The organism is Stenotrophomonas sp. yr243 (assembly GCF_900184195.1).
GTDB lineage: Bacteria > Pseudomonadota > Gammaproteobacteria > Xanthomonadales > Xanthomonadaceae > Stenotrophomonas > Stenotrophomonas lactitubi.
In genome coordinates, this window is sequence record NZ_FXWT01000001.1 from 1,331,887 (window position 1) to 1,358,568 (window position 26,682).

A 26,682-nucleotide genomic window follows, 5' to 3' on the forward strand; every position below is an offset into this window, starting at 1 on the left:
GCGCGTCATCAGGATCTTCAATGTCGACGCCCGGCACATCGATCACGTCGGACGACACAGTGAGCGCAAGCACTCTCGAACGCAGGCACTTCCCTACCCTGCCCGGCACCTTCCACCAAGCCTGATCAATCCATCATTGCGTGAATGAAATGTGAACCAATGGTGAGCAAATCCCGAATCGGAATGGGGGAGATCCGTTCATACAGCGTTAGCTGCTGGACATGGAACGCGAGGCGCGCGTTTGCAACCATGCCGGTTCCTGCAATGAAGGTGAGATCAATTGATGAACAAGCGGCTAATCGGATTCGTCACGCTGGCAGCAGTGCTGGCAGTAGCAGCCGTTGCAGTGTCCAGCTACCGGCAGCAGGCGACTGCCGATGCCACACAAGGGGAATCCAGGAAGCGTGGCAGCCAGGAGGACGGGCCTGCCCAGGGAAGTCAGCCTCCGACGTCGGGTGCAGCGACCGCACAGAGGCTTGAGAGGGACAACAAGATCCCGCCAGGCTCGTACAAGGCCGTGGGACCGAAGGCCTACGAAATCGTCAGGGGACATGAGTTCCGCCCTCCCGGTGACGCGCTCGCCCACGTCAAGCAACTGATGCTGCGCTCCGAATCCGGAGATGCCACGGCAACCCACGAAATCTATCTCACCATCGAGCAGTGCCGGACTTTTACCTCCGACCGCGCTGACACGCTGGCCGAGTCGGCCGCCAGTGTCGGCGCGGGCGGATGGTTCCTGGAAAGGTCCGAGCGGATCCTCAAGGAGTGCGAATCGCTGGTACTGGACCAGGACATCTATCAAACAGACTGGCTCTCGAAGGCTGCCGCCATGGGTTCGCAGGAGGCTATGCGCGCTTACTCGCTGTCTCCGGAGAAAGTCATCGGTTCGCTCGATGACGCCATTCGTGATCCAGCGAAGCTCGAACGTTGGAAGGAAACAGCGCTCAACTACCTCGACGTGCTGGCTGCCCAAGGAAACATTTCCGCGCTGGGCGATCTTGAACGGGCGTACGCATCCGGCAGTTTCACCAATCCCGACGCATCGCGCGCTTGGGCATACGCACGCACGGTGCAGAGGATCAATCCGCGCCTGGTCACGAATGAAGACCTGATGCGCTACGAAAACAACCTGACTCAGGAGGAGAAGGCCAACTCACGAAAGCTTGCTGAAAAAATCTACCAGAACTGTTGCATCCTGAAATAGGGGAAAGGAATAGATGCAAACTGTGGGAATCAACGACACTTTTAGGTTCAGGGCCAAGCATCTCTCGGTCCTGCTCGCAACGCTGGCACTTCTGACCACCTGGGAAGCGTATGCGGCAAAACGCGGCGTTCTCCAGTGCAGCGAGTGCGCGGTAACCGTCCCGAATCCGGATGAAGCCACTTACCGCGTGCTTTCCAACGAACGAGAGCGCCTGAGCCCCAGCAGCGGAACTGTGTGGCAGGTTGCAAACCGGATGAAACCCGGAGACACGTTGACCGTGTGCAATGGCATCGTCTGCGCTGACTATATCCTGCGCGACAACAAGACATTCGATAGTGGCAACGTCATTTCCACGGTCCTGCCACCGCCTGCACGAGGCGGCGGTGGTGGTGGTGGTGGTGGTGGTGGCGGCGGCGGTGGTGGCAGCGGCCCGATCGGCGGCGGCTGCTACGGCAACTGCGGTGGCGGCGGTGGCAAGGTGCGCGTGGGCGACCTGGAACAGATGTGACCCATCAGGGATGCACTGGAGCAGAGTGACTCCACCGCAACACAAGGAAGGCCAGCGCACTGCGCTGGCCTTTTCCGTTGTCGATCGCGTTGCCCTATTCCAACGCCGGGCTGCTCCTGCGCCTCCGGGCAAGGGGTCTGCTACCGGACTCTTGACCACGCACGGCGCCGCAACCCGGGTGGCATCACGCAGTTCACGCGCTTAGACGCTTCGAGGGGCGGGCTCCGTTCATCGGCAAGGATGGGGAAAGGTTCACCACAGAAGATTCCGGAGCACGCGGAAGGCGTGCCAGTTCTCGCAGGCCGGGATGCGTAACTCATTGATTCCAATGGCGCGCCCGACAGGAATCGAACCTGTAACCGCCGGCTTAGAAGTCTGCCTGACTCTAGATGCGAATCAAAGACTTGCTTTGACTTCATTTCTGGAGCATGGGCATGCAGGCCCTTGCAGCGCAAGGGCTGGGTAGCGAGTTTTCTGGAGGCTCTGCGCTCAGACGGCGCGGCCCATCTGGTGGCGCCCCGCCCTCAGCCAAGCCTTCATCGGATCCTTCGCCCTGGGCTTGGCCGCTGCCGGCGGCTTGCGCGGTTCAAGCGCTTCTTTCACCCGCTCAAGCTCCGTCGTGCCGGCCTCCGCCAGGCGACGGGCCTGCTGCAGCTGCTCAGGTGTCGGCGGCAGGCCGGGCATCGGCGGCGGTAGCTCGGTGGCCGTACTGTCCACCAGCCGGGCTACCGCCTCTTGCATGGGGCACGGCAGAATCGGGCCGTATAGTCTGACGACGAAGAGCAATGGAACGCCGATGAACGTTACCTCGCAAGGCCCCGCACCACAGATGCGCAGGGATAGATACCCCGGGATCGGGCAGATTGCAGCGCGCAAACTGTCGCGTTTGCCCCGGAATGTCGCACGTACGCCGCCTCCCACGACCATGCCCATGCAGCCGATCAACACTCAGGGCAACCCTGCCGGCAGCTTCACACGCCGATGACCATGCCCCGTAGTAACCCTGTACTGCCCCCGTGTATCACCTCAATCAGCGACATGGACCGCTCATGCTGAAATCCCTCCCAACCCTTCCTCATGTTGCGCTGATCGCTTTGATCGCACTGGCCGTTACAGGCTGCAGCAAGGAACGCACATATCCGGTCTACCGAGAAAATCCTGCGCCCAAGGATGCGCTGCCGATTGTGATCCGGGTCCATGATGCACCTGTGGACGTCCCAACTCCCAAGATCACCGTCTCATACGCGATAGATCCGCTCTGCCTTCCCCCGGTCAGCAACTATGAGGGCGTGCAGTACGAGCCGAAACGGCACTCAGTTGAGTTCCCCGTACAGCGCATCAGTGCAAATGAATTCACCAGCACCGTGTTCAAAGATGGGATGGAGGTTGCTGACTATTACGGGCGCGGCCCATGCACATGGGCCGCAGACGTCGTACAAGCATCTTTCACTTTCACCGTCGTAGATCGATCAATTAATGCCTCTGTACCGGCCTTCTTTCCTGAAATTGATGAAGGTGAACCTTCTATTACATACGTAGAAAAGGCACTAAAGCCCATGATCGCTGGGCAGCAACCTGAAAGCGCATGGACCGAGACAAAGACTAGGTTCGACAAGCTCCCATTGCCCGATCAATCAAAATATTTTCCAATTGAGATCTCCTCACGGACTGAAGGAGTAGCCCCATGAATCCTATAGAAAATGCAGCGCTCTCAGACCATGTCTACGGTGATCCGCTCCCGCCCCCAAGTCCAGCGAAACCATTGCAGGGACGGCGTACCAAGTATTGGCCTCCCTGAACTCAACCTCCGGATACCAAGGCGTCATCTACCAAAACCTAAAATCCAACGAAATCATCGTTGCCCACCGCGGCACGGAGTTCGACCGTCAGCCCGTCTTGGATGGAGGGATCGACGCGGCGATGGTTACCGCTAGAGTCAACGCACAGATTGATGATGCCCTCGCACTGACGAAGCAAGCCGTCAAGCTGGCCGATGAAAGGGGATCTGGGCCTGTACACGTCACCGGCCACTCCCTGGGCGGTGCACTCGCGCAGATCACCGCGCACCACTACAACCTCCCTGGCGACGCCTTCAATCCGTACGGTGCTGCGGGGCTGGCATACCGCATGCCCGAAGGCCAACCCGCCAATGCGGCGCCCTTCACCAACCATGTGATGGCGGGTGACCTGGTCAGTGCCGGTGGCCCGCACTACGGCAAGGTTGAGATGTACGCGCTACCCAAGGAACTGGAGGTTCTGCGCAACGCCGAGCAGGGCCAGCACCTCGCGTCCCTCATGGCGCCCGGATTGAGGAGCGGCCATGCCATCTCCGCCGCCGTGGCGGTGCAGTTGGGCGATTCCCATCGACTGGTTCACTTCCTTGACCGCATGACCGACAAGGGGCCGGTGCACTCGGTGCTGGACGACCCCGCTGCCCGGGTCACAAACCCCGAAGACCTGCGCCGGATTGACGAGTACCGCAGCGACATCCGTCAACTACGCGCGGGAGCGACGGTGCTTGTCGGCGGCGGCCCCGGCCTCATGCGTGATGGGGTCAACTATCTGCGCGGCACCGAGGAAGCCGGTGCGTACGCTCGCCAGGAGGCTGAGGCGGAGCAACGGGGCCACAGCGCGCTCAAACCTGGCGAGCGACTGGCACAGGACGCCACCGACAAGGGCTCGCCCTCTCTGAGCAATCCGGGTTTCTCTCCCACGAGCCCGCTGCAGGAAAGCATCGAATCCACCTTGGACAAGGCGGGTGTGGATCCCAGGAAGGAAGGCCACCCCGACCATGCGCTCTACCGGCAGATCCGCGACGGCGTATCCGCGGTGGATGCCAAGCACGGGCGCAGCTTCGATGAAACCAGTGAGCGGGTAACGGCCAGCCTGCTGGCAACGGCCAAGAGCAGCGGCCTGGAGCGCGTCGATCATGTCGTACTGGGCAATCCACCTCCCAACGGTTCAGACCAGCGCATGTTCGTCGTGCAGGGAGCGCTCGACAACCCGGCACACCTGCGGGCATCGGTGGCGATCAGCGAGGCGGTCAACACGCCCGTGGAGCACTCGCTCGCCAAGGTCGAGCAGATTTCACAGGCACAGCAGGTCGCCCAGCAGGATCACGCTCAAGAGCAGACGCGAGCCGCGATGCGCATGGGCTAGGCCGCTGCGCCTGTCTGGGTCGCGTGCGTAGAGCGCGGCGAACTCCTGCAGCGACACGGTGGCGCCAGTCATGCGGACCAGCTTCTGATAGGCGGCTTCGATTTGGGCGGAGTAGCACATGCCGCCATCCAGCAACACTATCAGCCCCCCCGCTCTCACGGGGAAATTGCGGCAAACTCGTTTGCAGGGGACAGCCCCTCAAGCGGTCGGCCCGGGCTCCACCGGGGCTGCTGTACCACGCCTGTTGGTGGCTGCAGGCTCGCAAGATAGATGGCGTCGATCGCTGCCTTGATCATCGCCATGAGCTTCCACCCTGGCTCCGTACTTTCCTCACCGGTTAGCGGGTTGGTGATGACGTAGGTTTTTGCCACCAGTTCACTAATCTTTGCGGGAAGGACACCCAGAAAGGTGCGCTCCAACACCGTGCCGCCTGCCCGGGTGGTCAGCTTCTCAAAGTGAAATGTTACCGGGCCATCGTTGGTGTACGGATTCCAGTCGATGCCTATGCGGGGCGCAATTGCTTCCACCCGAGTTCCGAAGGCCGCGCTCTCGCTTATCAATGCCATGTTGGTCTCCACGTCAGTACCCCGCCAAGTTTACGGTCATGATGTGCATCTGACTGCTGATCGCCCGCGGCGCCGGATTGCCGAAGAACGCATACGTCCCTTCCCCGGTCGTGCCCTGCGCGACTGTGTAGCCGCTTCCATTCGATGTAAGCAGACCCGCGAAGCAGGCCCATTGCCAATCCGCGCTCGGCGAGGCCTGCACACCGGTCCAGCGAAAGCCCGGCACCGTGATGATCTGCGCGTAGGTGCCCGGGCCTAGATTCACGTCTGCAGACGGCGTAGAGCCCACCAAGGTCCGAGCATCCACTACGCGCATGTACCGGTTCTGCGAATCGAAGACAACACGCTCCTGGGCGTCGAACACCTGAAGTCCGAAGCCCGGGCCTGACCGAACCGGAGGGCGGTCAAAAACGAAGACTTCAATCGTGTCGCCCACTGCAGCGCCGCCTCCATGCACGCTGATCCAACCGAACTGCCACCCTCCACTCACTTGGCGAGCACGACTCACCGTGAAGGGTTTGCTGCAGCGCGCGGCTACCAAAGGCCTGTCGCCAGGAACAGTCAGGAAGGCTTGGTTTCCGAAACCTCCCGTGACCGGCCCTGCTGCATTCTGGAAGGTCAGCGTGTGCTTCGATATGAAAGCGTAATTGAAGAAACTTTCGTCAATGATGACGTTGTCGTTGTCGTTGATGAACTGGAACCCGGCAGGCATCAGTACGTTCCAAAATAGAAGTTTGCGGGTGTAGTCCAGCTGACGGTTGTGCCACTGATTGTCGGCACGGTGATATCTGCTGGATACATGAGCCCGTTCTGGTCAAGAATCGGCAGCACGAAAGGGACGCCCTGCGAAAGCGCGGGCTCTTGAAGAGATCCTCCGCCACTCTGATTCACGCCCCCAAGGAGGCGGGTCATTCGGCTCGTAAGGTCGACCGAGATGTCTCCGTACTCATCCCAGCATTGCAGTCCGGTAGGCATCAGCTACTCCATGTCCCAAGACGAATTCGCCGCACGTTGTTCTCGTCGTATCCGGTGAAGTGGCCATCGCTGTATTCCATCCGCCGGCCGTTGCCTGGGGACACGAATCTCACCTTGTCGAACAGGAAATCAATCGTGCTCGTCGTGCCGTTGTTCACCGAACGTATCGCGATCGCTTCCTCGGTCTCGGCCCCCTTGCGCACCAGGTTGTCGCGGCTACCCTTCCGGCGGTTCGTGCGCAGCACTTCGCCATCCACGTGCGCGTCGGTCAGCGTCAACACCTCGATGCCGCGCAGACGTGCCTGGTACGCCAGTTCCATCGCGGCCCACAGGTAGGGCGGCACCGCGCCCTTGGCGCGAGGTCCGCGCGCGCTGCATTGCTTCGCGTAGGCCTGAACTCGCCGGAACACGTCGACGGCCGGCATTCGATGGTCCCCTTTCTCCTTGACCTGCTTGATGCCGGCGGCAGGGTTTGTGGTCACGTGATCGTGCTCGCGCGCCCAGCCGAACACACGGCGCAGGTAGCGTAGCCAGTGGCTTGCCTTGGTCGGGTAGCCAGCTGTCTTTGCCGGCGCGCACCAGGTGCGGGGGATCGAACACCACGAGGGGGAACGAACCGTCTGCAAAGGGCAGGGCGCGGAAGTCCAACAGGCAGTCCGGGTGGATGGACAGCACACGCGTGCCGTCGGCGCGGTGGGTGCGGTCGATCACGCCCCGAGTGCGGCTTTCTCAAACCTCGGCCCTGGCGGGCCTAGTCCCTCGAACTACCTGCGTGGCCACGTATTCGCTGTCGCGCCGGCAGATGCTGTTCTCGGTCAAGTGTTGGTCCGCGCACGAACGAACGGGCTGGGGCGTTTTGCGATGATGAAGCCTATGCTTGAGGAGGCCAAGCCCGATCAGGCGGCTCCTTCGCCTTGGCAGCCAGGCGCTGTAGGTCTTGATCTGAAGTACGCGCAGGTAACGCAGGGCATTGAGGCCCGTACGACCATCAACGAAAACGGCGTCGCAGAATACCGCGCAAGTTGGACCATGTCGCTTGACGCCAATGGCCGTGTGGCCGGGATGCTGCGGGCGCGGCGCGCGGCGATATGGGAGAAGAACGGGGGAGTGATTCCGATCCGGTCAGAGAACCGCTATCTCTTCGTCAGCGAGGACGGGGAGCGGTTGACCGAGGCGGGTTGGCAGACTGCCTGGGGGCGCATGATGCGCAATGCGGTGAAGGATGGGATCCTGAGCCAGGATGAGCGGTTCGGCCTACACAGCCTGAAGCATCGGGGCGTGACCGACACCAAGGGGGACAAGAAGGAGGCCAGCGGGCACAAGACGGACGCGATGATGCACGTCTACGACCACTCACTACCAACAGTTGGCGAGTCTGGCGAAGGAGCTTGAACCGACGACGCCTGGGATACACATGGCTGGCGCAAACAAAAAGCCCCGCTGTTAGCGGGGCTTTATTCGACGTCTTCCTCAAACTGGTGGTCTTCTTCAAACAGCTCGTACTCATCGACACAGTGCATCGCGATCCATTCGATGAACTCCGCCTCGCTGATTTCGTTGGCGACCACTTGTTCAATTTTCTTGGCCGTCTCGATGCCATCAGCACCGTTGACCCATCCGTTCTGCTGCAGGAACAGATCCATGGCGGCAAAAGCGGTGCGCTTATTTCCATCGCCAAACGCGTGCGCCTTAGCAATGGAGTACCCGAGCAGAGCCCCCAGCTGGGGAATCCCGGGAGGGGGATTCCCATACACGAAGTTGCTCTCGACCCGGCTCAGTGCCCCCTCAATCTTGAAGGGGTCGATGGACGCAACGCCCACGGCAAAATCATGCCGCAAGTCGTCGTAGAGTGCCAGAATGGCCTCTAAGTCCAAGTACACCGGATCAGACAAGCTTTTACCGCTTCGCCAGGTAGGCGAGGGCCTCACGGCGACGTTCGATGATGGCAGCAGCGCGCTCGGCCTGCTTCTTGTTGAGGTAAGACCCAGTAAGAGTCTTGCCGTCACCGACGATGATAGTCCGGGCCGCCGTACGCGGACCAGACACGCGCTTCAACATGGCGTTCATAGTCTCTGCCCTGAGAGGTTTGAGTGGGGAACGTATTACATGTGTAATACGCATGGCGCCACACTAACTCTGCGAACGCCTGTTAGCAACAATCTTTTTGAAAAAAGTGTCGTAGGTTCAGGTTCGTAGACCTCTGCCATAGCAATCAGGCCGCAGCAATCACAGGTAGAGCCGGCCTGAAATTCCGGAGCCAATTCCGGAGATCGGCAAAAATCACGCGTAACTCATTGATTCCAATGGCGCGCCCGACAGGAATCGAACCTGTAACCGCCGGCTTAGAAGGCCGGTGCTCTATCCAGTTGAGCTACGGGCGCCCGAACCGGAACGGCGTCCAATCCGACGTGATGTGGATTGGTCGGGGTAGAGGGATTCGAACCCCCGACATCCTGCTCCCAAAGCAGGCGCGCTACCAGACTGCGCTATACCCCGGTGTTGCAATCCCCTCGGGTATGGACCCGGGGAGCTGACCATTGTGGCCAAGCGTCGTACGAACTGTCAACGCGCAATCCCTGCCCCGCCCCGCCATGACCACAGCTTACGCAGCCATCGGCTATGCTCGCAGCCATCGGCCGGATGGCCGAATCGCCCCCTTTTCGCACGGAGACCTCGCATGCGCAGCGGCAACCCGGCTCTTTCCGAGTCGACCTTCCTCGATCTGGCCAGTGGCTCGGTGGTGACCAGCCCCGACCAGGCCATGACCATCAACGGCACCGTCAACAAGACCGGCCTCCTGCTGCTGTTGACCGTACTGACCGCCGCCTTCGCCTGGAACCAGAGCGTGGACGACTATGGCCAGGTGATGGCCGGTGCCAAGCTGTACGCCATGGGCGGCGCGATCGGCGGCCTGGTCCTGGCCCTGATCACCATCTTCAAGAAGGAGTGGTCACCGGTCACCGCGCCAATGTATGCGCTGGTCGAAGGCCTGTTCCTGGGTGCGATTTCCGCGCTGTTCGAACTGCGCTTCCCGGGTATCGTTTTCCAGGCGGTGCTGCTGACCTTCGGCACCCTGTTCGCATTGCTGATCGCCTACCGCAGCGGCGTGATCAAGGCCACCGAGAACTTCAAGCTCGGCGTGGTCGCGGCCACCGGCGGCATCGCCCTGCTGTACCTGGCTTCGTTCGTGTTGTCGTTCTTCAACATCCAGGTGCCGCTGATCCATTCCTCAAGCGGCTGGGGCATCGCCTTCAGCCTGTTCGTGGTGGTCGTGGCCGCGCTGAACCTGGTGCTGGACTTCGATTTCATCGAAACCGGCGCAGCCCAGCGCGCACCGAAGTACATGGAATGGTATGGCGCATTCGGCCTGATGGTGACCCTGGTCTGGCTGTATGTGGAGTTCCTGCGCCTGCTGTCGAAGATCCAGCAACGCTGATCCTGGTCATGCCGTAAACGACAAGGCCGCGGTCCGTCGGGATCGCGGCCTTTTCTGTAGCGTCGAGCACGCTCGACTCCCCCGGAAACACGCCCCATGGCAGACACCCTCCCTCCCCGCTTCCACAGCTATCGCCCGGCCGACGGCCATCGCCTGCCACATGATCCGTTCAACGCCATCATCGGCCCGCGCCCCATTGGCTGGATCTCCAGTCGTGATGCCGACAGCAATGTGAACCTGGCGCCCTACAGCTTCTTCAACGCCTTCAACTACACGCCGCCGATCATTGGTTTCAGCAGCCAGGGGCGCAAGGACTCGCTGCGCAACATCGAAGCCACCGGCGAGTTTGTCTGGAACCTCGCCACATTCGACCTGGCCCAGGCAATGAACGAAAGCTGCCGCGCTGTCGCGCCCGAAGTGGACGAGTTCGCATTGGCGGGGCTGACACCACTGCCATCGGAGCAGGTTGCACCGCCGCGCGTGGCGCAGAGCCCGGTGAGCATGGAGTGCCGCTGCACGCAGATCGTGCGCCTGCGTGATGCGGCCGGTAACGACACCAATGGCTGGCTGGTACTGGGAGAAGTGGTCGCCGTGCATATCGATACGCGGTTGCTCGTCGACGGCATCTACGACACTGCAGCGAGCGACACCATCCTGCGCGGCGGCGGACCGGCCGACTATTTCCGGATCACCGCCGACCAACGCTTCCGCATGCTGCGGCCCGCCTGAGCCCTCATCCCGCCGCCCCACGGGACAGCAGCAACGGCAACGACGAGGCCAGCATGGCAACGCCAGAGGCCGTCAACAGCCCCAGCACGATCTGCCGGAAACGCGCTTCACTGATACCGACATACAGCTTCGCCCCCAGCAGCGTTGGCACCAGCATCGCCGGCGCGACGATGGCGAAGTACGGCAGCATCTGCCGGGTGACCATGCCGGTACCGACATAGGTAGCCATGGTCACCGCCAGCATCGCCAGGTTGAAGTTCTGGATGACCGCGCGCTGCTCGTCCTTGCCGAAGCCACGCAGCGTGCTCCACAGCGTCGGCACCGGTCCGGCAAAGCCGCCGATGCCGCTGAGCACACCGCCGGCCATGCCGGCCAATGCGTCGCCAACCCGACCACCCACGGTGACCGGCGGCAGCGAACGCGCCATCAACATCACCGGGCACCACAGCGCCAGGAATCCTCCCAGCAGCGCCTTGAACCAGACCATGTCCAGTTGCGGCAGCACCAGCACGCCCAGCGGAATGCCCGCCAACCCGCCGAGCACGAACGGCAGCAGCAGGCGCAGGTTGAAGCCACGGCGCACGGTGAACACCGCCAGCAACTGGCCGACCAGCGCGCCGAACACCGACAGCGTCGCCGCAAGCCGGGGATCCAGCCCCCACGCCCAGAACGACATCGCGACCATGCCGAACGCGAAACCCGACAGGCCCTGTACGAACCCTGCGACGATCGCGCCCAACGCGACCAGCAGATACACCGATTCCATCCCCACTCCTCACCGCTGCCGTGCGGCTACCCTGCCGCACCCGACGCTGCAGCGTAATGCGCGGCCAGGTGATCGACCAGCGCGCGCACCTTCGGCGCCAGCGCACGCGCATGGGGATACAGCGCGAAATAGCAGCGCGTGCCACCGTGCCAGCTCGGCAGCACGCGGATCAACCGGCCGGCGCGCAGGTCTTCCTGCACCGTGAGCGCAGTGAACAGACTGATGCCCATGCCGGCCAGCACAGCCGCATACAGTGCCGGCGTAGCGTCCACGCGCAGTCGTTGGCCTGCTTCCATGCTGACGACGGCAGCGCGCGGCCCGTGCAGCTGCCACGGCGTGATCGCCGCAACCGGGTTGAATGCCAACAACGTATGGTTCTGCAGATCGGCAACCTGTCGAGGCAGTCCATGCCGGGCGAGGTAGGCTGGTGCCGCAACCAGGATGCGCGGGCATCGCGCCAGTTCACGGGCGACCAACTGGCTGTCAGGCAAGGACGGCGCGATGCGCAGGGCGAGATCGAAGCCACCGCCGACCACATCGACCAGTTGATCGTCGGCCGACAGTTCCAGTGCCACCTGCGGATAGCGCGCCAGGAAGCCAGGCAGCCAATGCGGCAATTCCTGGCTGGCGACCACCTGCGGCACACTGACCCGCACGCGCCCGCTGGGCTGGGCCTGGCCGGCCCGCGCTCGGTCATCGGCGGCCTCCAGCCGGTCAAGCAGCGCCACCGCCTCGCGGTAGTAGTCGCGCCCGGCCTCGGTCAGCGACAGCCGCCGGCTGTTGCGATCCAGCAGCCGCACCTGCAGGTGCTCTTCAAGTTGACGCAACTGCCGCGACATCGCCGAATGGGTGGTGTCCAGCCGCTCGGCGGCGGCAGTGAAACTGCCTGCATCGACGATCGCGCGCAAAGCTCTCAGGGCGGCGAAATGATCCATCGGGAGGTGACTCCAGTCGGCGGGGCCCGCTGGCTGGGGCCCCCGCCAGCTTATCAAGCGTCGTCGCCGGCCTTGCGCACCGGCAGGGCCAGAATCGCCGAGGTGGTCATGACATCGCCAAAGGCATCCTCGATCTGCGCCAGCGACGCTTCATGCAATGCACGATGGCCGATGCTCCCGCCATTGACCAGATCCAGATCACGGCTGGCAGAGGCATCGGAGGCCACGATCACCCGATAGCCGCGCGGCGCCGCAGCGGCATCACGTGCAGCACCGGCAACGCAGGCATGGGTCTGCAGGCCGGTGACGATCAGGGTGTCGATACCGGCGTCCTTCAGCGCCTTGTCCAATACCGCTGCCGATGCACCGGCAAACACGCTGACGTTGTCCTTCTGCACCACGGTCTCGCCCTTGCGCGGCTGCATGTCACGGTGGAAGGCGGCGTTGACGCTGCCCTCTGCGAACAGCGGCGCGCCAGCCGGCAGCACGTGCTGCACATGGATCACGCGGATGCCGTTGGCGTCGGCGAAGTCGACCACGCGGCGCGTCTGCCGCAGGGCCGCCACGCCATCCGGAATGACCATGCGACCACCGGCGAAACCGGCTGCGGCGCTGGCATCGAAATACTCGTTCTGGAAGTCGATCACCAGCACGGCCGTCTTCGCTGCGTCGAGCGAGGTGGCAGCCGGGGCGCCGGCCATATGGCGGATGGTGGGATGGGACGACTCGGTGGCGGCCGCCGGGGTGGTGGCGGCCATGCCGATCAGGCTGGCCAGGCCGAAGGCAGCGAGGTTCATGGTCAAGCTCCTGTGTGAGGGAAAGTCGGCACAGGATGAGGAGCGTTGAACGCACGAACCAGCCACATCCGAGCACACGATCTGTGCGAAATGTGCACAAATCAATTTTTGAGGAGGTGGTGAAACGCAACGGGGCGCCCGAAGGCGCCCCGCTGTGGATCCGACCGAGGTCGAGCCGCTGCTTACAGGCGGCTGGCGATCGCCTTGGCGAAGCCCATCGTGTTGCCGGTGCCGCCGAGGTCGCCGGTCAGCGAATCCTTGGCTTCCAGCGTGGCCACGATGGCCTTGCGCAGGCGCTCGGCATTTTCCGGCTGGCCGACATGGTCCAGCATCTGTGCCGCTGCCAGCAGCAGCGCGCAAGGATTGGCCTTGCCCTGGCCGGCGATGTCCGGTGCGGTACCGTGCACGGCTTCGAAGATCGCCGCGTTCTCACCGATGTTGGCACCCGGGGCCAGGCCCAGACCACCGACCAGACCCGCGCACAGGTCGGAGATGATGTCGCCGAACAGGTTGGTGGTGACGATGATGTCGAACTGTTCCGGACGCATCACCAGCTGCATGCAGCAGTTGTCGACGATCATTTCCTGGAACTCGATGTCCGGATACTTGGCCGCCACTTCGCGCGCCACGGCCAGGAACAGGCCCGAGGTCGACTTGATGATGTTGGCCTTGTGCACGGCGGTGACCTTCTTGCGGCCGGTGCTGCGGGCCAGCTCGAAGGCGTAACGCACGATGCGCTCGGAGCCCTTGCGGGTGATGCGGGTGCCGGAGAACGCGGTCTCGCCGTCGGCCGACACTTCCTGGCCTTCGGCCAGGTACGCGCCTTCGGTGTTCTCACGAACAGTGATCAGGTCGACGTTGTCGAAACGCGACTTGGTGTTCGGGAAGGTGTGGGCCGGACGCACGTTGGCGTACAGGTCGAAGTGGCGGCGCAGGCTGACGTTGATCGAGGTGAAGCCACCACCGACCGGCGTGGTCAGCGGGCTCTTCAGCGCGACCTTGTTGCGCGCGATCGATTCCAGGGTCACCGCCGGCATCAGATCGCCGTGCTTCTCCAGGGCCACCAGGCCGGCGTCGGCGTCTTCGTACTCCAGGCCAGTCTTGAGCTGGTCGAGCACGAACAGGGTGGCGTCCATGATTTCCGGGCCAATGCCGTCGCCGCGGATGACCGTAATTTTCTGCGTCATTGATCGATGTTCCGAACAGGGGGAAAAACGCCGTCCGGACGTGCCCGGAAACGCCGGCGCAAAGGAAGTTTCACCCGCAATTATGCCTGAGCCGGGGCCGAGGTCCCAAATAGACCATGGTCCCAGTTCCCGGGTAAGGCAGAATTGCCCGCGCATTCCTCCTCTACCCCCGCCTGTCGGCGCGCCACTTCAACAGGAAGGGGCTCCTGGGCGGAAAGATCGCGGGTAGTGCCGGCCGCTGGCCGGCAACCTCTGCCACTTTGGGGCCACTGGATGCCGGCCAGCGGCCGGCACTACCAGAGAGCCCGGTTCGCGGTAGCGTCCGGGCTCAGTGCTCGTGCGCGGCCGGGGCGGCGGCGCCGCCTTCCAGCTGGTCCAGGAAGTCCACGGCGCGGCGCAGGTGCGGGATCACGATCGAGCCGCCGACCACCAGGCCGACCGAGAAGGTCTCGAAGAACTCTTCACGGGTCACCCCGGCGTCCTTGCACTGGGCCACGTGGTAGCTGATGCAGTCGTCGCAGCGCAGCACCATCGAGGCCACCAGGCCCAGCAGCTCCTTGGTCTTCACATCCAGCGCGCCGGCCTGGTAGGTCTGCGTGTCCAGCGCGAAGAAGCGGCGCACCACCTGGTTCGGCTCGCCCAGGATGCGTTCATTCATGCGCTTGCGGAAGTCGGTGAACTCGGCGATCCGGTCCTTGCTGCCGTCGTCGGCCGCGCTCATGCCTGGCCCTGCCCGGCCAGCAGCGGCTCGAGTTTGCCTTCACGGTGCAGGGCCATCATGTCGTCGTAGCCGCCGACATGGACGTCGCCCACAAAGATCTGCGGGACGCTGGTACGGCGGGTCTTGGCCATCATCTTCTCGCGCTCGACCGGGTCCAGGTCGATGCGGACCTCGGTCCATTGCTGGCCCTTGCTCTTGAGGAAGTTCTTGGCGGCCACGCAGTACGGGCAGACGGCGGTGGAATAGATGGTGATGGCGGGGGTAGCGCCGGCGGACTGGGCTGTCACGGGAAACTCCACGATGGATCGACGGTCCATATATGGTACCGGTGCGCTGGAATTTCCACGCCACGCCCGCAACACTGTGGATTGATTAACGAATGGTTGCCCCCTGCCCTGCCACGCTGGGCAGACTCTGCCCGAGGATCGACCGCTTGCGACCCCTGCTGCTCACCGCTGCCCTCACCCTGGCCCTGGCTGCCCCGCTGGCGCAGGCCCAGGAGAAGCTGCCGGACATCGGTTCCTCGGCGGGCGAACTGCTGACCCCGGCCCGCCAGGCCGAGTACGGCGCGATGATGCTGCGCGAGCTGCGCAACTACGGCTACCTGCTGGACGATCCGCTGGTCAACGACTGGCTGCAGACCATGGGCACCCGCCTCGGTTCCAACAGCGACCAGCCGCGCCAGCCCTACACGTTCTTCGTGATGAAGGACCGCCAGATCAATGCCTTCGCCACCCTCGGCGGTTACATCGGCGTCAATGCCGGCCTGGTGCTGACGGCCGAGCGCGAGGACGAGGTGGCGGCGGTGCTGTCGCACGAAATCGCCCACGTCACCCAGCAGCACGTGCTGCGCGGGGTCGAGCGCGCCCAGCGCGACCAGATCCCGATCCTGCTGGGCATGCTGGCGGCGGTGGTCGCCGCCCAGGCCAGCAACAGCTCCTCCTCGGGCAACGCCACCATGGCGGCGATCAGCTCGGGCATGGGCCTGATGCAGCAACGGCAGATCGACTACACCCGTTCCAATGAATCCGAGGCCGACCGGCTGGGCATCCGCACGCTGTCGCGCAGCGGCTACGACGTGGATGCGATGGCCGGCTTCTTCGAGCGCATGTCCTCGGCGATGCGCGGCAACGACGGCGGTTACAGCGTTCCGGACTTCCTGCGCACCCACCCGGTCAACACCACCCGCATCAGCGAGGCCAAGGCCCGCGCCGAACAGATGAAGAAGGACACGGTGCTGCTGACCACGCGCACGCCCAGCGGCGAGCGCAGGGAACGGGTGGATCCGGCCGACCCGACCCTGGGCGATCCGCTGCTGCGTGGCATCAACCCGCTGCTGCCCAGCAGCGTGCTGCGGGTTCCGATCGGACAGCTCAGTCGCGGCGCCAGTGGCGATTTCAACTGGGCCCGTGAACGCCTGCGCGTACTCAGCGCCGACAGCCCGGCCGAACTGCAACGCGAGTACGCCGATCTTGCGCGGCGGCAGAAGGATGGCCTGGACGTTGCCCAGCGTTACGGCCAGGCACTGGCCACGATGCGCGGTGGCCGCAGCGGTGCCAGCGAGGCCCGGCAGACGTTGACCGACCTGCTGAAGACCCACCCGGACAGCCTGTGGGTCGCCCTGGCCCTGGCCGAGGCGGAATCGCGCACCGGCCAGTCCACCCAGGCCAATGCACGCTTCGAGCAGCTGCTGCATGAGCACCCCAACAGCCGGCCGGTGGCCTTGACCTATGCCGAAATCCTGAACGAACAGGGAGGCCAGGCCGCGGGACAGCGCGCGCAGGCGATGCTGCGTCCGCTGCTGTCGCAAAGCGGTAACGATCCGGTCTTCCAGCAGCGCTACGCCCGCGCCAGTGAACTGGCCGGTGACAGTGTCCGCGCGAGCGAGGCCTATGCCGAGGCGGCATTCCTGGGCGGGCGCCCGGAACAGGCCCTGATGCAGCTGCAGGCACTCAAGCGCAACCCCGCCCTGGACTACGTCGGCCGGGCCCGGGTGGATGCGCGGATCGAGTCGATCACGCCCACCGTGCTCGAGCTGCGCCGGCAGGGTGTACAGGACCCGGACCTGGACCGCCGCTGAGTGCGGCATGACCGGCAGATGGCAGGAATGCCAGATGCCGGCCAGGTAGTCACAAACATGTCATCAAACCGTAGTCTACTGGCACCACTCCAGTAACTGAGCCCTACGGTGCCCTCGTGCAGAAACGCATCCTGATCGTCGATGACGAGCCCGCGATCCGCGAAATGGTGGCCTTCGCCCTTCGCAAGGGCGATTACGAACCTGTCCACGCCGGTGACGCCCGCGAGGCCCAGACCGCCATCGCCGACCGTGTCCCCGACCTGATCCTGCTGGACTGGATGCTGCCTGGCACCAGCGGCCTGGACCTGGCCCGGCGCTGGCGCAAGGAAACCCTGACCCGCGAAGTGCCGATCATCATGCTGACCGCACGCGGCGAAGAGAACGACCGCGTCGGCGGCCTCGAAGCCGGTGTGGACGACTACGTGGTCAAGCCGTTTTCGGCGCGCGAACTGCTGGCCCGGATCCGCGCGGTCATGCGCCGCGCCCGCGACGATGACGAGGACGGCAGCGTGGCGGTGGGCTCGATCCGCATCGACGGCGCCGCCCATCGCGTGTTCGCCAACGACCAGCCGGTGCCGATCGGCCCGACCGAATACCGTCTCCTGCACTTCTTCATGACCCACCCCGAGCGCGTGTACACCCGTGCGCAGCTGCTGGACCATGTGTGGGGCGGCAGCGTGTATGTGGAAGAACGCACCATCGACGTGCATATCCGCCGCCTGCGCAAGACGCTGGAACCGTTCAACGCCGAGAACATGGTGCAGACCGTGCGCGGTGCCGGTTACCGCTTCTCCACCGCAACCTGAGCCTCGTCGTGCCGGCGCCGTGCACCCCACGGTGCCGGCGTCGGCAACTCTGCTATAACCCTCGGTTCACCTGCGTGAACCGCCGCAACCCACGACGAGACCGCAATGCCCCGCCACATCCGCTCTGCCTGGTTGAAGACACTGGCCACCGTGGCCATCGTGTTGCTGTTGGCCGGTCTGGTCGGATGGTTCACTGGCCACCTGTGGCTGTGCATCGCGCTGGCGGCACTGGCGACGCTGGTCTGGCATTACTGGCGGCTGCGCCGCGTGCTGCGCCGGCTGACCGCGCGCCAGCGCTGGGATACCGCCGCCGAAGGCACCGGCGTCTGGAACGAGCTGGACCGCCTGCTGTACCGCAACCAGGTCGAGATGCGCGTGCGCAAGCGACGCCTGCTGGACATGCTGCGCAGCTATCGCGCCGCCGCCGCCGCGCTGCCCGACGCCGTGGTGGTGCTGGACCGCAACAGCCAGCGCGTACAGTGGTTCAACGAAGCGGCCACGGCGCTGCTCGGCCTGCACCATCCCGGCGATCTGGGTGAAGCCCTGGTCGAACGCCTGCAGCCGATGCCGCTTGCCCACTGGCTGGCCGGTGGCCGCAATGCCGAACCGATCCTGGACGTGCCCTCGCCGGTCGATCCGGCGATCCGCCTGAACCTGCGCCTGATTCCCTATTCGTCCGACTACTGGCTGCTGATCGCCCGTGACGTCAGCAAGCTGCTGCGCCTGGAACAGGTCCGCCGCGACTTCGTGGCCAACGTTTCACACGAGCTGCGCACCCCGCTCACCGTGGTCCACGGCTACCTGGACATGATGGACCCGGAAGATTTCCCGGGAACCGGACCGATGCTGGAAGAGATGCGCAAGCAGAGCCAGCGCATGGCCCAGCTGGTGGAAGACCTGTTGACCCTGTCGCGGCTGGAATCGCAGGAACACAGCGAGGCCGAGACGGTGGCCATGCAGCCCATGCTGGCCACGCTGCGCCGCGAAGCCGAGGCGCACAGCCAGGGCCGCCACCAGATCAGCATCGACGACCTGGCCGGCGTGGACCTGCAGGGCTCGACCAAGGAACTGCACAGCGCATTCTCCAACCTGGTCACCAACGCGGTGCGCTACACCCCGGCCGGTGGCCGCATCGCGGTGGAGTTCCGCCGCGAGGGGGATGGTGTGGTGCTGGCGGTGCGTGACACCGGCTACGGTATTCCCGCCACGCACCTGCCGCGGCTGACCGAACGTTTCTACCGTGTCTCCAGCAGCCGCTCGCGCGAAAGCGGCGGCACCGGCCTGGGCCTGTCGATCGTCAAGCACATCCTCGGCCTGCACCATGCACGCCTGGAAATCGACAGCGAGGTCGGCAAGGGCTCGGTGTTCGCCTGCCATTTCGATGCCGACCACGTGCGACCGCGCGAATCCGCCCCCCTGACCTCCTTCGAAGAATGACGCCATGAGCAGCCTCGGATCCCTCCCCCTCCCCGTGAGCACGGACAGCGATCCGTTGCGCGACCCGGCGCTGTACATCAACCGCGAACTGTCGCAGCTGGATTTCAACTTCCGCGTGCTGGCGCAGGCGATGGACCCGCAGGTGCCGCTGCTGGAGCGCCTGCGCTTCATGTGCATCTCCTGCACCAACCTGGATGAATTCTTCGAGATCCGTGCCGCTGCGGTCCGTCATGCGCAGGAGTTCGGCCTGCCGCCGGCACCGGATGGCATGAGCCCGCAGGCCATTCTCAATGCCATCCACGAGCGCGCCGCCGAGCTGGTGGACCAGCAGTACCGCTGCTGGAACCAGACACTGCGCCCGGCGCTGATGGAGGCCGGTATCGGCGTGCTCGGCCGCAACTCCTGGACCCACCGCCAGAAGCGCTGGCTGCGTGCCTACTTCCGCAACGAGATCATGCCGGTGCTGTCGCCGCTGGGCCTGGATCCGGTGCATCCGTTCCCGAAGATCCTCAACAAGTCGCTGAATATCGTGGTGGTGCTGAAGGGCACCGATGCGTTCGGCCGCACCGGCCACCTGGCCATCGTGCGTGCGCCGCGTTCGTTGCCGCGGATCATCCAGCTGCCGGAAAAACTCGGCGGCCCGCAGAACTTCGTGTTCCTGTCCTCGGTGCTGTCCACCTTCGTGGACGAGTTGTTCCCGGGCCTGGAAGTGCTGGGCGCCTATCAGTTCCGTGTCACCCGCAACTCCGAACTGGTGGTGGACGAGGAGGAAGTGGAAAACCTGGCGCTGGCCCTGCGCGACGAGCTGGTGGACCGTGGCTATCGTCCTGCGGTGCGCCTGGAAATCGCCCACGACATGCCGCGCGACATCGTCCGCACCCTGCTGCAGAACTTCGGCCTGACCGAGAACGCGGTGTACCGCATCGATGGACCGGTCAACCTCAACCGCATCATCCAGCTGTACGACCTGATCGCGCAGCCGGACCTGAAGTATCCGCCGATGACCCCGCGCACCCTGCGCGACAGCGACGGCATCTTCGAGACCACCGCACGCAAGGACCTGCTGCTGCATCATCCCTTCGACGCGTTCGCTGCAGTGCTCGACCTGATCCGTCAGGCCGCACTGGATCCGAACGTGCTGGCGATCAAGCAGACCCTGTACCGCACCGGCAAGGATTCATTGATCGTCGATGCGCTGATCCAGGCCGCACGTGCCGGCAAGGACGTGACCGTGGTGGTCGAGCTGCGCGCGCGGTTCGATGAAGAAGCAAACCTGGGCCTGGCCGATCGGCTGCAGGAAGCCGGCGTGCAGGTGGTGTACGGCGTGGTCGGCTACAAGACCCACGCCAAGATGCTGCTGATCGTGCGCCGCGAAGGCCGCAAGCTGCGCCGCTACGTGCACCTGGGCACCGGCAACTACCACAGCGGTACCGCACGCGCCTACACCGACCTGAGCCTGATCACCGCCGATGCCGACATCGGCAACGACGTGCACCTGCTGTTCCAGCAGTTGTCCGGGCTGGCCTCGAAGATGAAGCTCAAGCGCCTGCTGCAGTCGCCCTTCACCCTGCACACCGGGATCCTGGCGAGGATCGAGCGCGAGACACGCGTCGCTGCCGCCGGGCGACCAGCGCGGATCATCGCCAAGATGAACGCCCTCAACGAAGCGCAGGTGATCCGTGCGCTGTACGCCGCCTCACAGGCGGGGGTGCAGATCGACCTGATCATCCGCGGCGCCTGCACCCTGCGCCCGGGCGTACCCGGCGTGTCGGACAACATCCGCGTGCGCTCGATCGTCGGCCGCTTCCTGGAACACAGCCGGGTCTACTGGTTCGGCAATGACGGCGCACCGGAGCTGTACTGCGCCAGCGCCGACTGGCTGGAACGCAACCTGCTGCGGCGGGTGGAAACCTGCTTCCCGATCCTCGACCCGGCACTGGCCAAGCGGGTCTATCGCGAGGTGCTGCAGAACTATCTGGACGACAACCTCAACGCCTGGGAGCTGGATGCCGAAGGCATCTACCACAAGCGCGCCCCGGCCCACGACGAAGCCCCGCATTCGGCACAGATGGCGTTGATGCAGGGACTCTGACCCGGTAGGTGCCGACCTTGGTCGGCACGTTTGGATGCATCCACGCATGGCGTGGATCTACCGTGTCGACCAAGGTCGACACCTACCGACAGCCACGCGAACCTGTCGAAGGCGGGGTGGGTCCGGTTGCGGGGGTGTCCGCGGCATGGATGCCGCGGCCAAGCCCCCAAGGATGGGTTCACGGCGTCCCCCGCAACCGGACCCACCCCGCCATCCCACGGATACCTCGCCTTTGACGTTGACGTTGACGTTGATTCTGCGGGTGCAGGGCGCAGCCCTGCCGCACTCCCCCCACAAAATGTGAAGGCCGCGCGGTGACGAGTTCACCGTCCCTTCGGCTAACATTCGCCCATGCCGCATACCACCACGACTCCGCCCGCATTGCAGGATGGCGACCTGCTGGCCGCCATCGACCTTGGCTCCAATAGTTTCCACATGGTCATCGCGCGTTACACGCTTGGCCAGCTGCGGGTGATCGACCGCCTGCGCGAGACCGTGCGCATGGCCGACGGCCTGGACGGCAAGGGCGGACTCTCCGCAGCAGCGCGGCAGCGCGCGCTGGAGTGCCTGGCCCGGTTCGGCCAGCGCATCCGCAACGTCCCGCCACATCGCGTGCGTGCACTGGCCACCAACACGGTCCGCCAGCTGCGTTCGCCGCAGGCCTTCCTGATGCCGGCCGAAACCGCGCTCGGGCATGCCATCGAAGTGGTCAGTGGCCGCGAAGAGGCGCGCCTGATCTACCTGGGCGTGGCCCATGCACAACCGCCCAAGCCCGACCAGCACCGCCTGGTCATCGACATCGGTGGCGGCTCGACCGAGTTCATCATCGGCAAGGGCATGCAGACCCTGGAGCGCGAGAGCCTGCAGGCCGGCTGCATCGCCAGCACCCGACGCTTCTTCCCGGGCGGCAAACTCAGCAAGAAGCGCTGGAAGGACGCACTGGCCGAGATCGGCCGGGAGTTCCAGCCCTTCGCCAGCAAGTACCGCGCGCTGGGCTGGCAGGAGGCACTGGGGTCGTCCGGCACCCACAAGGCCATCAGCGAGATTTGCGCGACGATGAAGCTGAGCAAGGGCGCGATCACGGCCGAGGCGTTGCCCCAGCTCCGCGATGAACTGCTGAAGGCCAAGAAGATCGACGACATCGTGCTGCCCGGCCTGTCCAGCGATCGGCGCCCGATCATCGCCGGCGGCATCCTTGTGCTGGAGGCCGCCTTCCAGGCGCTGGGCCTGGAGAAGCTGCTGGTCAGCAAGGCGGCGATGCGCGAGGGCATCCTCTATGACATTCTCGGCCGTGCCGGCGACAACGACCCGCGCGATGAATCGGTGGCCGCCCTCACCCATCGCTATGGCATCGATACGGTGCAGGCCGGCCGCGTGCAGGACACCGCACTGTCGTTGCTGGAGCAGGTGCAGGAACGCTGGAAGCTGGATGCCGATGATGCACGCATGCTCGGCTGGGCCGCGCGCCTGCATGAGCTGGGGTTGATGATCGCCCACAGCGGTTACCACGTGCATGGCAGCTATGTGCTGGAGAACTCGGATATCGCTGGCTTCTCGCGGCAGGAGCAGCAGATGCTGGCGGCGCTGGTGCGCAATCACCGCCGCGGCATCAGCAAGACCGCCTTCGACGCCATTCCCGAACGCCTGCTGCTGACGGCACGACGCTTGGTTGCCCTGCTACGCCTGGCGGTGCTTCTCAACCGTGCGCATGAAGACGCACCGCTGCCGGTGCTTGAGTTGACCGCCGACGACAACCGCCTGTCGTTGATCGTCCCGCAGGCCTTCATCGATGCGCGCCCGCTGCTCCGCGCCGACCTGATCGGCGAGACCGACGGCATCGCCGGACTGGGCATCCAGTTCCGTCCGTTCGTGGTCTGAGCGGGACGCCGAGGGCGCCCACGCATCAGCCGTCGGCGCCCGATTACATTTCGTTACAGTCCGCGCAATCGACGGCCAATTCCTGCTGCAACGCAGCAGTTGGTGGCGCTTGCGCTTGCTGCGCCTTCACGTAAATCCCTGCTTTTGTTCACGTTTTGTGAAAACACGCGATGCGTAACGACACAAACCGACACGCGCTCTTTACAGAGTATTAACCAACGAGACTACTATCGGGTCATCGGCTCGGTCCTGGACCTGCCGATTCCTTCGACGCCCGTTTTGGCGTCCGTTGCACGACCCGAGAGAGAGAGCTCGTCATGACTTCACGCACCACCGCACTGGGGCAGGCCATCCGCTACGCCCTGGCAACCACCGCGACGCTGGCTGCGCTGCCGGCATTCGCCCAGAGCAGCAGCACCGCCTCGCCGACCAACCTGGACCGCATCGAAATCACCGGTTCGCGTATCCGCCAGGTGGACGTTGAAACGGCGCAGCCGGTGCTGGCCCTGAGCCGTACCGATATCGAACGCCAGGGCTTCAGCTCCGTTGCCGACATCCTGCAGAACGTGACCGCGATGGGCAGCCCGGCGATCAGCCGCGCAAACGCGCTGAGCTCGGGCGAGAACACCGGCGGCACCTACATCGACATGCGCAACCTGGGCGCGCAGCGCACCCTGGTGCTGGTCAACGGCAAGCGCCTGGGCATCAGCACTTCGGGCCTGCAGGACGTGTCCTCGCTGCCGGTGTCGGCCGTAGAGCGCATCGAAGTACTGAAGGATGGCGCCTCGGCCATTTACGGCTCCGATGCGATGGCCGGCGTGGTCAACATCATCACCCGTTCCAACGTCAACGGCGTGACCGCCAACGTCTACCACGGCCAGTACAGCGAAGGTGACGGCGCGCGCGACCGCTTCGACGTGGTGGGTGGCTGGAGCAACGACCGCGTGTCGCTGACGCTGGCGCTGGAACACTCCGAAGAAAAGAGCGTGTGGGCACGTGACCGTTGGTTCAGCAAGTACGGTACCAGCGACCACAACCCCAATGACCCCTCCAACTGGACCACGCTGAGCCAGTACGGCCAGATCACCGGCCTGAAGGGCCGCCCGGGCTGTACCGATACCCGGCTGGGCTGCGGCTACTCGCTCAACCGTGGTGCCGACCCGACCAATCCGGCCAACTACCACCTGACCGATGCGACGCCGTTCACCGGTGACGTCAGCAATGCCAACGACCAGATGCACGTCATGTACCCGATCAAGCGTGATTCGGTGTACTTCGATGGCCGCTTCAAGCTGACCGATGACATCAACCTGCGCACGGAGTTCGGCTACAACAAGCGTTCTTCCGAGCGCCAGATCGCCGGCTACCCGACCCAGTCCAGCTCGGTGTCGATTCCCAATGACCCGAACGCCACTGGCCAGATGTCCAGGGACAGCTACTTCAACCCGTTCGGCAGCCAGCACGGTTACGCCAACCCGACCGCAGTGTCCTGGAACCGCCGCACCTGGGAAGTGCCGCGCGTGAGCACCAGCGAACTGAAGACCTATCGCGCGGTGGTATCGCTGGATGGCACCTTCGAGATCGGCCAGCGCTACTTCGACTGGGACGTGGGCTACCAGTACAACCGCAACGAGCTGACCGCCACCGCCACCGGCAACCTGCACAAGAAGCGCGTGCGTGATGCCGTCGGCCCGTCGTTCCTCGACGCGGCCACCGGCAAGGTGATATGCGGCCGCCAGGGCGCGGTCATCGATGGCTGCAAGCCGTGGAACCCGCTGGTGCCGTTTGGCAAGAACGACCCGAACGGCCTGACCGGCAACGAAGAGCTGCTGGCCTGGCTGTTCCCGTCCGAAAAAACCACCGGCCGCACCACCACCAAGAACGCGTTTGCCAATCTGTCGGGCAGCATCATGACCCTGCCGGCCGGCGACCTGGGCTTTGCCTTCGGCGTCGAAAGCCGCAAGGAAGATGGCAAGTACACGCCGGACGCGCTGGCCCAGACCGGTGCCACCACCAACCTGGCCGCTGGCCCGACCGGTGGCAGCTACACGGTGAAGGAAGCGTACCTGGAGCTCAACGTGCCGATCCTGGCCGACCTGCCGGGCGCCAGGGAACTGAGCTTCAGCGCCGCAACGCGTTTCTCCGAGTACAACACCTTCGGCAACACCCTCAACAGCAAGTTCGGCTTCAAGTGGAAGCCGATCGACCAGCTGCTGGTCCGCGGCACCTGGGCCGAAGGCTTCCGTGCACCGACCATCAGCGACCTGTACGGTGGCGGTTCGGAAACCTTCGCGCAGTTCAGCGACCCCTGCGACACCGTGTTCGGCGCTTCCAAGAACAGTGCTGAAGTCCGCGGACGTTGCGCACGCGATATCGCCGATGCCGGCAACTTCCGTCAGCTGCGCCAGGGCAATACGCCGGTGACCACCGCGCAGGACGCAACGCCGACGCCGTTCGTATCCGGTTCCAACCCGCAGCTGACCCCGGAAACCTCGACCAGCAAGACGCTGGGCCTGGTGTGGAGCCCGACCTTCGTCAGCAACCTCAACGTTGCGCTGGACTGGTGGAAGATCCGCATCGACAACACCATTGTCGATGACAGCCCGAACCAGATCCTCACCGACTGCTACGAGCAGGGTATCGAAGCGCGTTGCAGCCGCTTCACCCGTGATGCAGCCACCGGCATCGTCACTGGCCTGAAGTTCGGCAACCGTAACGCCGGCTTCGCCGAGACCGAAGGCTACGACCTGGACGTCAGCTACCGCGTGGATACCAGCTACGGCAAGCTGAGCGCTGGCTGGACCAGCACCTACGTCAGCAAGAACGTGTACCGTTCGACCAACGACAGCGGCGTGGTTCCCACCCCGATCAACGGCGTGGCCAACACCATCGGCACCAGCACCAGCCTGGCCTTCCGGGTGCGTTCGAACCTGGTGCTGGGTTGGGATATCGGTGACTTCGGCGTCAGCTGGACCGCGCGTTACTACTCCGGCGTGAAGGAGCGTTGCCTCAACGCTACCCGCTACGCGGATGAGTGCTCCGATCCCGGCTTCATGGCACCGTGGATCAAGGGTACCCGCGATTACAACCAGCGTGGCGCGGTCACCTTCCACGACGTGCAGTTCCGTTACAACCTGCCGTGGGATGCCACCGTGTCGGTTGGCGCCAACAACGTGTTCGGCAAGGAAGGCCCGGTGATGTACAGCAAGCCGAATTCGTCGTTCTCCTACTACGGCGGCTACGACATCGGTCGTTTCATGTACATGAAGTACCAGCAGCGCTTCTGATCCACGCGCTGGCGCAACACCACGACCACGGCCCTTCGGGGCCGTGGTTTTTTTGTGCCCGCGCAGGTTGTCGCCATCTACATCGGCCTTGACGCTTCCAATCCAGCACGCGAGCCCGG

Annotated in this window: 25 protein-coding genes and 2 tRNA genes; 13 read left to right on the top strand and 14 right to left on the bottom strand. The window is 64.3% G+C overall.

The genetic code is table 11. The annotated features are described in order from the left end of the window. The first annotated feature begins 283 nt into the window (after positions 1–283). Both QOL57_RS06390 and QOL57_RS06395 read left to right on the top strand, forming a co-directional pair. On the top strand, positions 284–1,204 hold the full coding sequence (locus tag QOL57_RS06390) for a hypothetical protein (protein WP_089239104.1): 921 nt from the start codon (positions 284–286) through the stop codon (positions 1,202–1,204). A 253-nt stretch (positions 1,205–1,457) separates the two neighbouring features. Further along, positions 1,458–1,712, top strand: a complete 255-nt coding sequence (locus tag QOL57_RS06395; protein ID WP_283401530.1) for a hypothetical protein — start codon at positions 1,458–1,460, stop codon at positions 1,710–1,712. 489 nt (positions 1,713–2,201) lie between these two features. Here QOL57_RS06395 and QOL57_RS06400 read toward each other — a convergent pair whose 3' ends face one another. Then, positions 2,202–2,660 carry a hypothetical protein gene (locus QOL57_RS06400; protein ID WP_283401531.1) on the bottom strand — a complete coding sequence of 153 codons (459 nt, stop codon included), beginning with the start codon at positions 2,658–2,660 and terminating at the stop codon, positions 2,202–2,204. A 101-nt stretch (positions 2,661–2,761) separates the two neighbouring features. Here QOL57_RS06400 and QOL57_RS06405 point away from each other — a divergent pair, with 101 nt between their 5' ends. Both QOL57_RS06405 and QOL57_RS06410 read left to right on the top strand, forming a co-directional pair. After that, positions 2,762–3,400, top strand: coding sequence for a hypothetical protein (locus QOL57_RS06405; protein ID WP_089239102.1), 639 nt, complete (start codon positions 2,762–2,764; stop codon positions 3,398–3,400). 97 nt (positions 3,401–3,497) lie between these two features. After that, positions 3,498–4,871: an XVIPCD domain-containing protein gene (locus QOL57_RS06410; RefSeq protein ID WP_244900754.1), complete on the top strand. Its 1,374-nt coding sequence runs from the start codon at positions 3,498–3,500 to the stop codon at positions 4,869–4,871. Positions 4,872–5,026: 155 nt separating this feature from the next. Here the strand turns inward: QOL57_RS06410 and QOL57_RS06415 are convergent, their stop codons facing one another. The 3 genes from QOL57_RS06415 to QOL57_RS06425 form a co-directional block, all read right to left on the bottom strand. Next, on the bottom strand, positions 5,027–5,437 hold the full coding sequence (locus tag QOL57_RS06415) for a hypothetical protein (RefSeq protein WP_141134246.1): 411 nt from the start codon (positions 5,435–5,437) through the stop codon (positions 5,027–5,029). A gap of 13 nt (positions 5,438–5,450) precedes the next feature. Beyond that, positions 5,451–6,149 (bottom strand): hypothetical protein, encoded by a 699-nt coding sequence (locus QOL57_RS06420; protein WP_089239096.1) that lies wholly within the window; start codon positions 6,147–6,149, stop codon positions 5,451–5,453. A gap of 262 nt (positions 6,150–6,411) precedes the next feature. Continuing rightward, complete coding sequence (locus QOL57_RS06425) at positions 6,412–6,894, bottom strand: hypothetical protein (RefSeq protein WP_244900752.1); 483 nt, start codon at positions 6,892–6,894, stop codon at positions 6,412–6,414. A gap of 391 nt (positions 6,895–7,285) precedes the next feature. Here QOL57_RS06425 and QOL57_RS06430 point away from each other — a divergent pair, with 391 nt between their 5' ends. Then, positions 7,286–7,804 (top strand): hypothetical protein, encoded by a 519-nt coding sequence (locus QOL57_RS06430; RefSeq protein WP_176429863.1) that lies wholly within the window; start codon positions 7,286–7,288, stop codon positions 7,802–7,804. Positions 7,805–7,866: 62 nt separating this feature from the next. Here the strand turns inward: QOL57_RS06430 and QOL57_RS06435 are convergent, their stop codons facing one another. The 4 genes from QOL57_RS06435 to QOL57_RS06450 all read right to left on the bottom strand — a co-directional run bounded on the left by QOL57_RS06435 (position 7,867) and on the right by QOL57_RS06450 (position 8,908). Further along, positions 7,867–8,304, bottom strand: coding sequence for a type II toxin-antitoxin system death-on-curing family toxin (locus tag QOL57_RS06435; RefSeq protein WP_089239092.1), 438 nt, complete (start codon positions 8,302–8,304; stop codon positions 7,867–7,869). A 4-nt stretch (positions 8,305–8,308) separates the two neighbouring features. Next, on the bottom strand, positions 8,309–8,479 hold the full coding sequence (locus QOL57_RS06440; RefSeq protein ID WP_157803068.1) for a hypothetical protein: 171 nt from the start codon (positions 8,477–8,479) through the stop codon (positions 8,309–8,311). A 237-nt stretch (positions 8,480–8,716) separates the two neighbouring features. Next, a tRNA-Arg gene (locus tag QOL57_RS06445) sits at positions 8,717–8,793 on the bottom strand. Positions 8,794–8,831: 38 nt separating this feature from the next. Then, positions 8,832–8,908, bottom strand: a tRNA-Pro gene (locus tag QOL57_RS06450). A gap of 181 nt (positions 8,909–9,089) precedes the next feature. Between QOL57_RS06450 and QOL57_RS06455 the strand changes: the two genes are divergently transcribed. Both QOL57_RS06455 and QOL57_RS06460 read left to right on the top strand, forming a co-directional pair. Continuing rightward, on the top strand, positions 9,090–9,848 hold the full coding sequence (locus QOL57_RS06455) for a Bax inhibitor-1/YccA family protein (RefSeq protein WP_089239090.1): 759 nt from the start codon (positions 9,090–9,092) through the stop codon (positions 9,846–9,848). 96 nt (positions 9,849–9,944) lie between these two features. Beyond that, positions 9,945–10,577 carry a flavin reductase family protein gene (locus QOL57_RS06460; protein WP_089239088.1) on the top strand — a complete coding sequence of 211 codons (633 nt, stop codon included), beginning with the start codon at positions 9,945–9,947 and terminating at the stop codon, positions 10,575–10,577. A gap of 4 nt (positions 10,578–10,581) precedes the next feature. Here the strand turns inward: QOL57_RS06460 and QOL57_RS06465 are convergent, their stop codons facing one another. From QOL57_RS06465 to grxC, 6 genes are all read right to left on the bottom strand, one after another. Continuing rightward, on the bottom strand, positions 10,582–11,343 hold the full coding sequence (locus QOL57_RS06465; RefSeq protein WP_089239086.1) for a sulfite exporter TauE/SafE family protein: 762 nt from the start codon (positions 11,341–11,343) through the stop codon (positions 10,582–10,584). A 26-nt stretch (positions 11,344–11,369) separates the two neighbouring features. After that, a complete protein-coding gene (locus QOL57_RS06470; RefSeq protein WP_089239084.1) occupies positions 11,370–12,278 on the bottom strand; it encodes a LysR family transcriptional regulator in 909 nt (302 codons plus the stop codon). A 53-nt stretch (positions 12,279–12,331) separates the two neighbouring features. After that, entirely contained in the window at positions 12,332–13,075 is a 744-nt protein-coding gene (locus QOL57_RS06475; protein ID WP_089239082.1) for a cysteine hydrolase, read from the bottom strand. A gap of 182 nt (positions 13,076–13,257) precedes the next feature. Beyond that, positions 13,258–14,262 carry an isocitrate dehydrogenase gene (locus QOL57_RS06480; protein ID WP_089239080.1) on the bottom strand — a complete coding sequence of 335 codons (1,005 nt, stop codon included), beginning with the start codon at positions 14,260–14,262 and terminating at the stop codon, positions 13,258–13,260. A gap of 328 nt (positions 14,263–14,590) precedes the next feature. Further along, positions 14,591–14,983 carry a carboxymuconolactone decarboxylase family protein gene (locus QOL57_RS06485; RefSeq protein WP_005408260.1) on the bottom strand — a complete coding sequence of 131 codons (393 nt, stop codon included), beginning with the start codon at positions 14,981–14,983 and terminating at the stop codon, positions 14,591–14,593. Beyond that, positions 14,980–15,270, bottom strand: coding sequence for a glutaredoxin 3 (gene grxC, locus QOL57_RS06490; RefSeq protein ID WP_025878124.1), 291 nt, complete (start codon positions 15,268–15,270; stop codon positions 14,980–14,982). The genes QOL57_RS06485 and grxC overlap by 4 nt, the downstream gene beginning before the upstream one ends. A gap of 92 nt (positions 15,271–15,362) precedes the next feature. On the opposite strand from grxC, the gene QOL57_RS06495 reads away from it, so the two are divergent. The 6 genes from QOL57_RS06495 (at position 15,363) to QOL57_RS06520 (ending at position 26,563) form a co-directional block, all read left to right on the top strand. Beyond that, on the top strand, positions 15,363–17,063 hold the full coding sequence (locus QOL57_RS06495; protein ID WP_176429862.1) for a M48 family metalloprotease: 1,701 nt from the start codon (positions 15,363–15,365) through the stop codon (positions 17,061–17,063). Positions 17,064–17,179: 116 nt separating this feature from the next. Further along, entirely contained in the window at positions 17,180–17,869 is a 690-nt protein-coding gene (phoB, locus tag QOL57_RS06500) for a phosphate regulon transcriptional regulator PhoB (protein ID WP_089239076.1), read from the top strand. A 105-nt stretch (positions 17,870–17,974) separates the two neighbouring features. Beyond that, positions 17,975–19,306 (top strand): phosphate regulon sensor histidine kinase PhoR, encoded by a 1,332-nt coding sequence (gene phoR / locus QOL57_RS06505; RefSeq protein WP_089239075.1) that lies wholly within the window; start codon positions 17,975–17,977, stop codon positions 19,304–19,306. Between the two features lie 4 nt (positions 19,307–19,310). After that, positions 19,311–21,398 (top strand): polyphosphate kinase 1, encoded by a 2,088-nt coding sequence (gene ppk1, locus QOL57_RS06510; protein WP_089239073.1) that lies wholly within the window; start codon positions 19,311–19,313, stop codon positions 21,396–21,398. Positions 21,399–21,749: 351 nt separating this feature from the next. Next, positions 21,750–23,276: an exopolyphosphatase gene (ppx, locus tag QOL57_RS06515; protein ID WP_089239071.1), complete on the top strand. Its 1,527-nt coding sequence runs from the start codon at positions 21,750–21,752 to the stop codon at positions 23,274–23,276. Positions 23,277–23,593: 317 nt separating this feature from the next. After that, on the top strand, positions 23,594–26,563 hold the full coding sequence (locus tag QOL57_RS06520; RefSeq protein WP_089239069.1) for a TonB-dependent receptor: 2,970 nt from the start codon (positions 23,594–23,596) through the stop codon (positions 26,561–26,563). Positions 26,564–26,682: the final 119 nt, after the last annotated feature.

What these genes read in the sequence shown, in the direction of transcription:
- QOL57_RS06465 (WP_089239086.1), bottom strand. Translation starts at nt 11,343, where the DNA reads ATGGAATCGGTGTATCTGCTGGTCGCGTTGGGCGCGATCGTCGCAGGG.
- QOL57_RS06460 (WP_089239088.1), top strand. Translation starts at nt 9,945, where the DNA reads ATGGCAGACACCCTCCCTCCCCGCTTCCACAGCTATCGCCCGGCCGAC.
- QOL57_RS06395 (WP_283401530.1), top strand. Translation starts at nt 1,458, where the DNA reads ATGAAACCCGGAGACACGTTGACCGTGTGCAATGGCATCGTCTGCGCT.
- QOL57_RS06390 (WP_089239104.1), top strand. Translation starts at nt 284, where the DNA reads ATGAACAAGCGGCTAATCGGATTCGTCACGCTGGCAGCAGTGCTGGCA.
- QOL57_RS06495 (WP_176429862.1), top strand. Translation starts at nt 15,363, where the DNA reads ATGGTTGCCCCCTGCCCTGCCACGCTGGGCAGACTCTGCCCGAGGATC.
- QOL57_RS06485 (WP_005408260.1), bottom strand. Translation starts at nt 14,983, where the DNA reads ATGAGCGCGGCCGACGACGGCAGCAAGGACCGGATCGCCGAGTTCACC.
- QOL57_RS06430 (WP_176429863.1), top strand. Translation starts at nt 7,286, where the DNA reads ATGCTTGAGGAGGCCAAGCCCGATCAGGCGGCTCCTTCGCCTTGGCAG.
- phoR (WP_089239075.1), top strand. Translation starts at nt 17,975, where the DNA reads ATGCCCCGCCACATCCGCTCTGCCTGGTTGAAGACACTGGCCACCGTG.
- QOL57_RS06520 (WP_089239069.1), top strand. Translation starts at nt 23,594, where the DNA reads ATGACTTCACGCACCACCGCACTGGGGCAGGCCATCCGCTACGCCCTG.
- QOL57_RS06475 (WP_089239082.1), bottom strand. Translation starts at nt 13,075, where the DNA reads ATGAACCTCGCTGCCTTCGGCCTGGCCAGCCTGATCGGCATGGCCGCC.
- ppx (WP_089239071.1), top strand. Translation starts at nt 21,750, where the DNA reads ATGCCGCATACCACCACGACTCCGCCCGCATTGCAGGATGGCGACCTG.
- QOL57_RS06455 (WP_089239090.1), top strand. Translation starts at nt 9,090, where the DNA reads ATGCGCAGCGGCAACCCGGCTCTTTCCGAGTCGACCTTCCTCGATCTG.
- QOL57_RS06440 (WP_157803068.1), bottom strand. Translation starts at nt 8,479, where the DNA reads ATGAACGCCATGTTGAAGCGCGTGTCTGGTCCGCGTACGGCGGCCCGG.
- QOL57_RS06415 (WP_141134246.1), bottom strand. Translation starts at nt 5,437, where the DNA reads ATGGCATTGATAAGCGAGAGCGCGGCCTTCGGAACTCGGGTGGAAGCA.
- ppk1 (WP_089239073.1), top strand. Translation starts at nt 19,311, where the DNA reads ATGAGCAGCCTCGGATCCCTCCCCCTCCCCGTGAGCACGGACAGCGAT.
- QOL57_RS06405 (WP_089239102.1), top strand. Translation starts at nt 2,762, where the DNA reads ATGCTGAAATCCCTCCCAACCCTTCCTCATGTTGCGCTGATCGCTTTG.
- QOL57_RS06470 (WP_089239084.1), bottom strand. Translation starts at nt 12,278, where the DNA reads ATGGATCATTTCGCCGCCCTGAGAGCTTTGCGCGCGATCGTCGATGCA.
- QOL57_RS06420 (WP_089239096.1), bottom strand. Translation starts at nt 6,149, where the DNA reads ATGCCTGCCGGGTTCCAGTTCATCAACGACAACGACAACGTCATCATT.
- QOL57_RS06480 (WP_089239080.1), bottom strand. Translation starts at nt 14,262, where the DNA reads ATGACGCAGAAAATTACGGTCATCCGCGGCGACGGCATTGGCCCGGAA.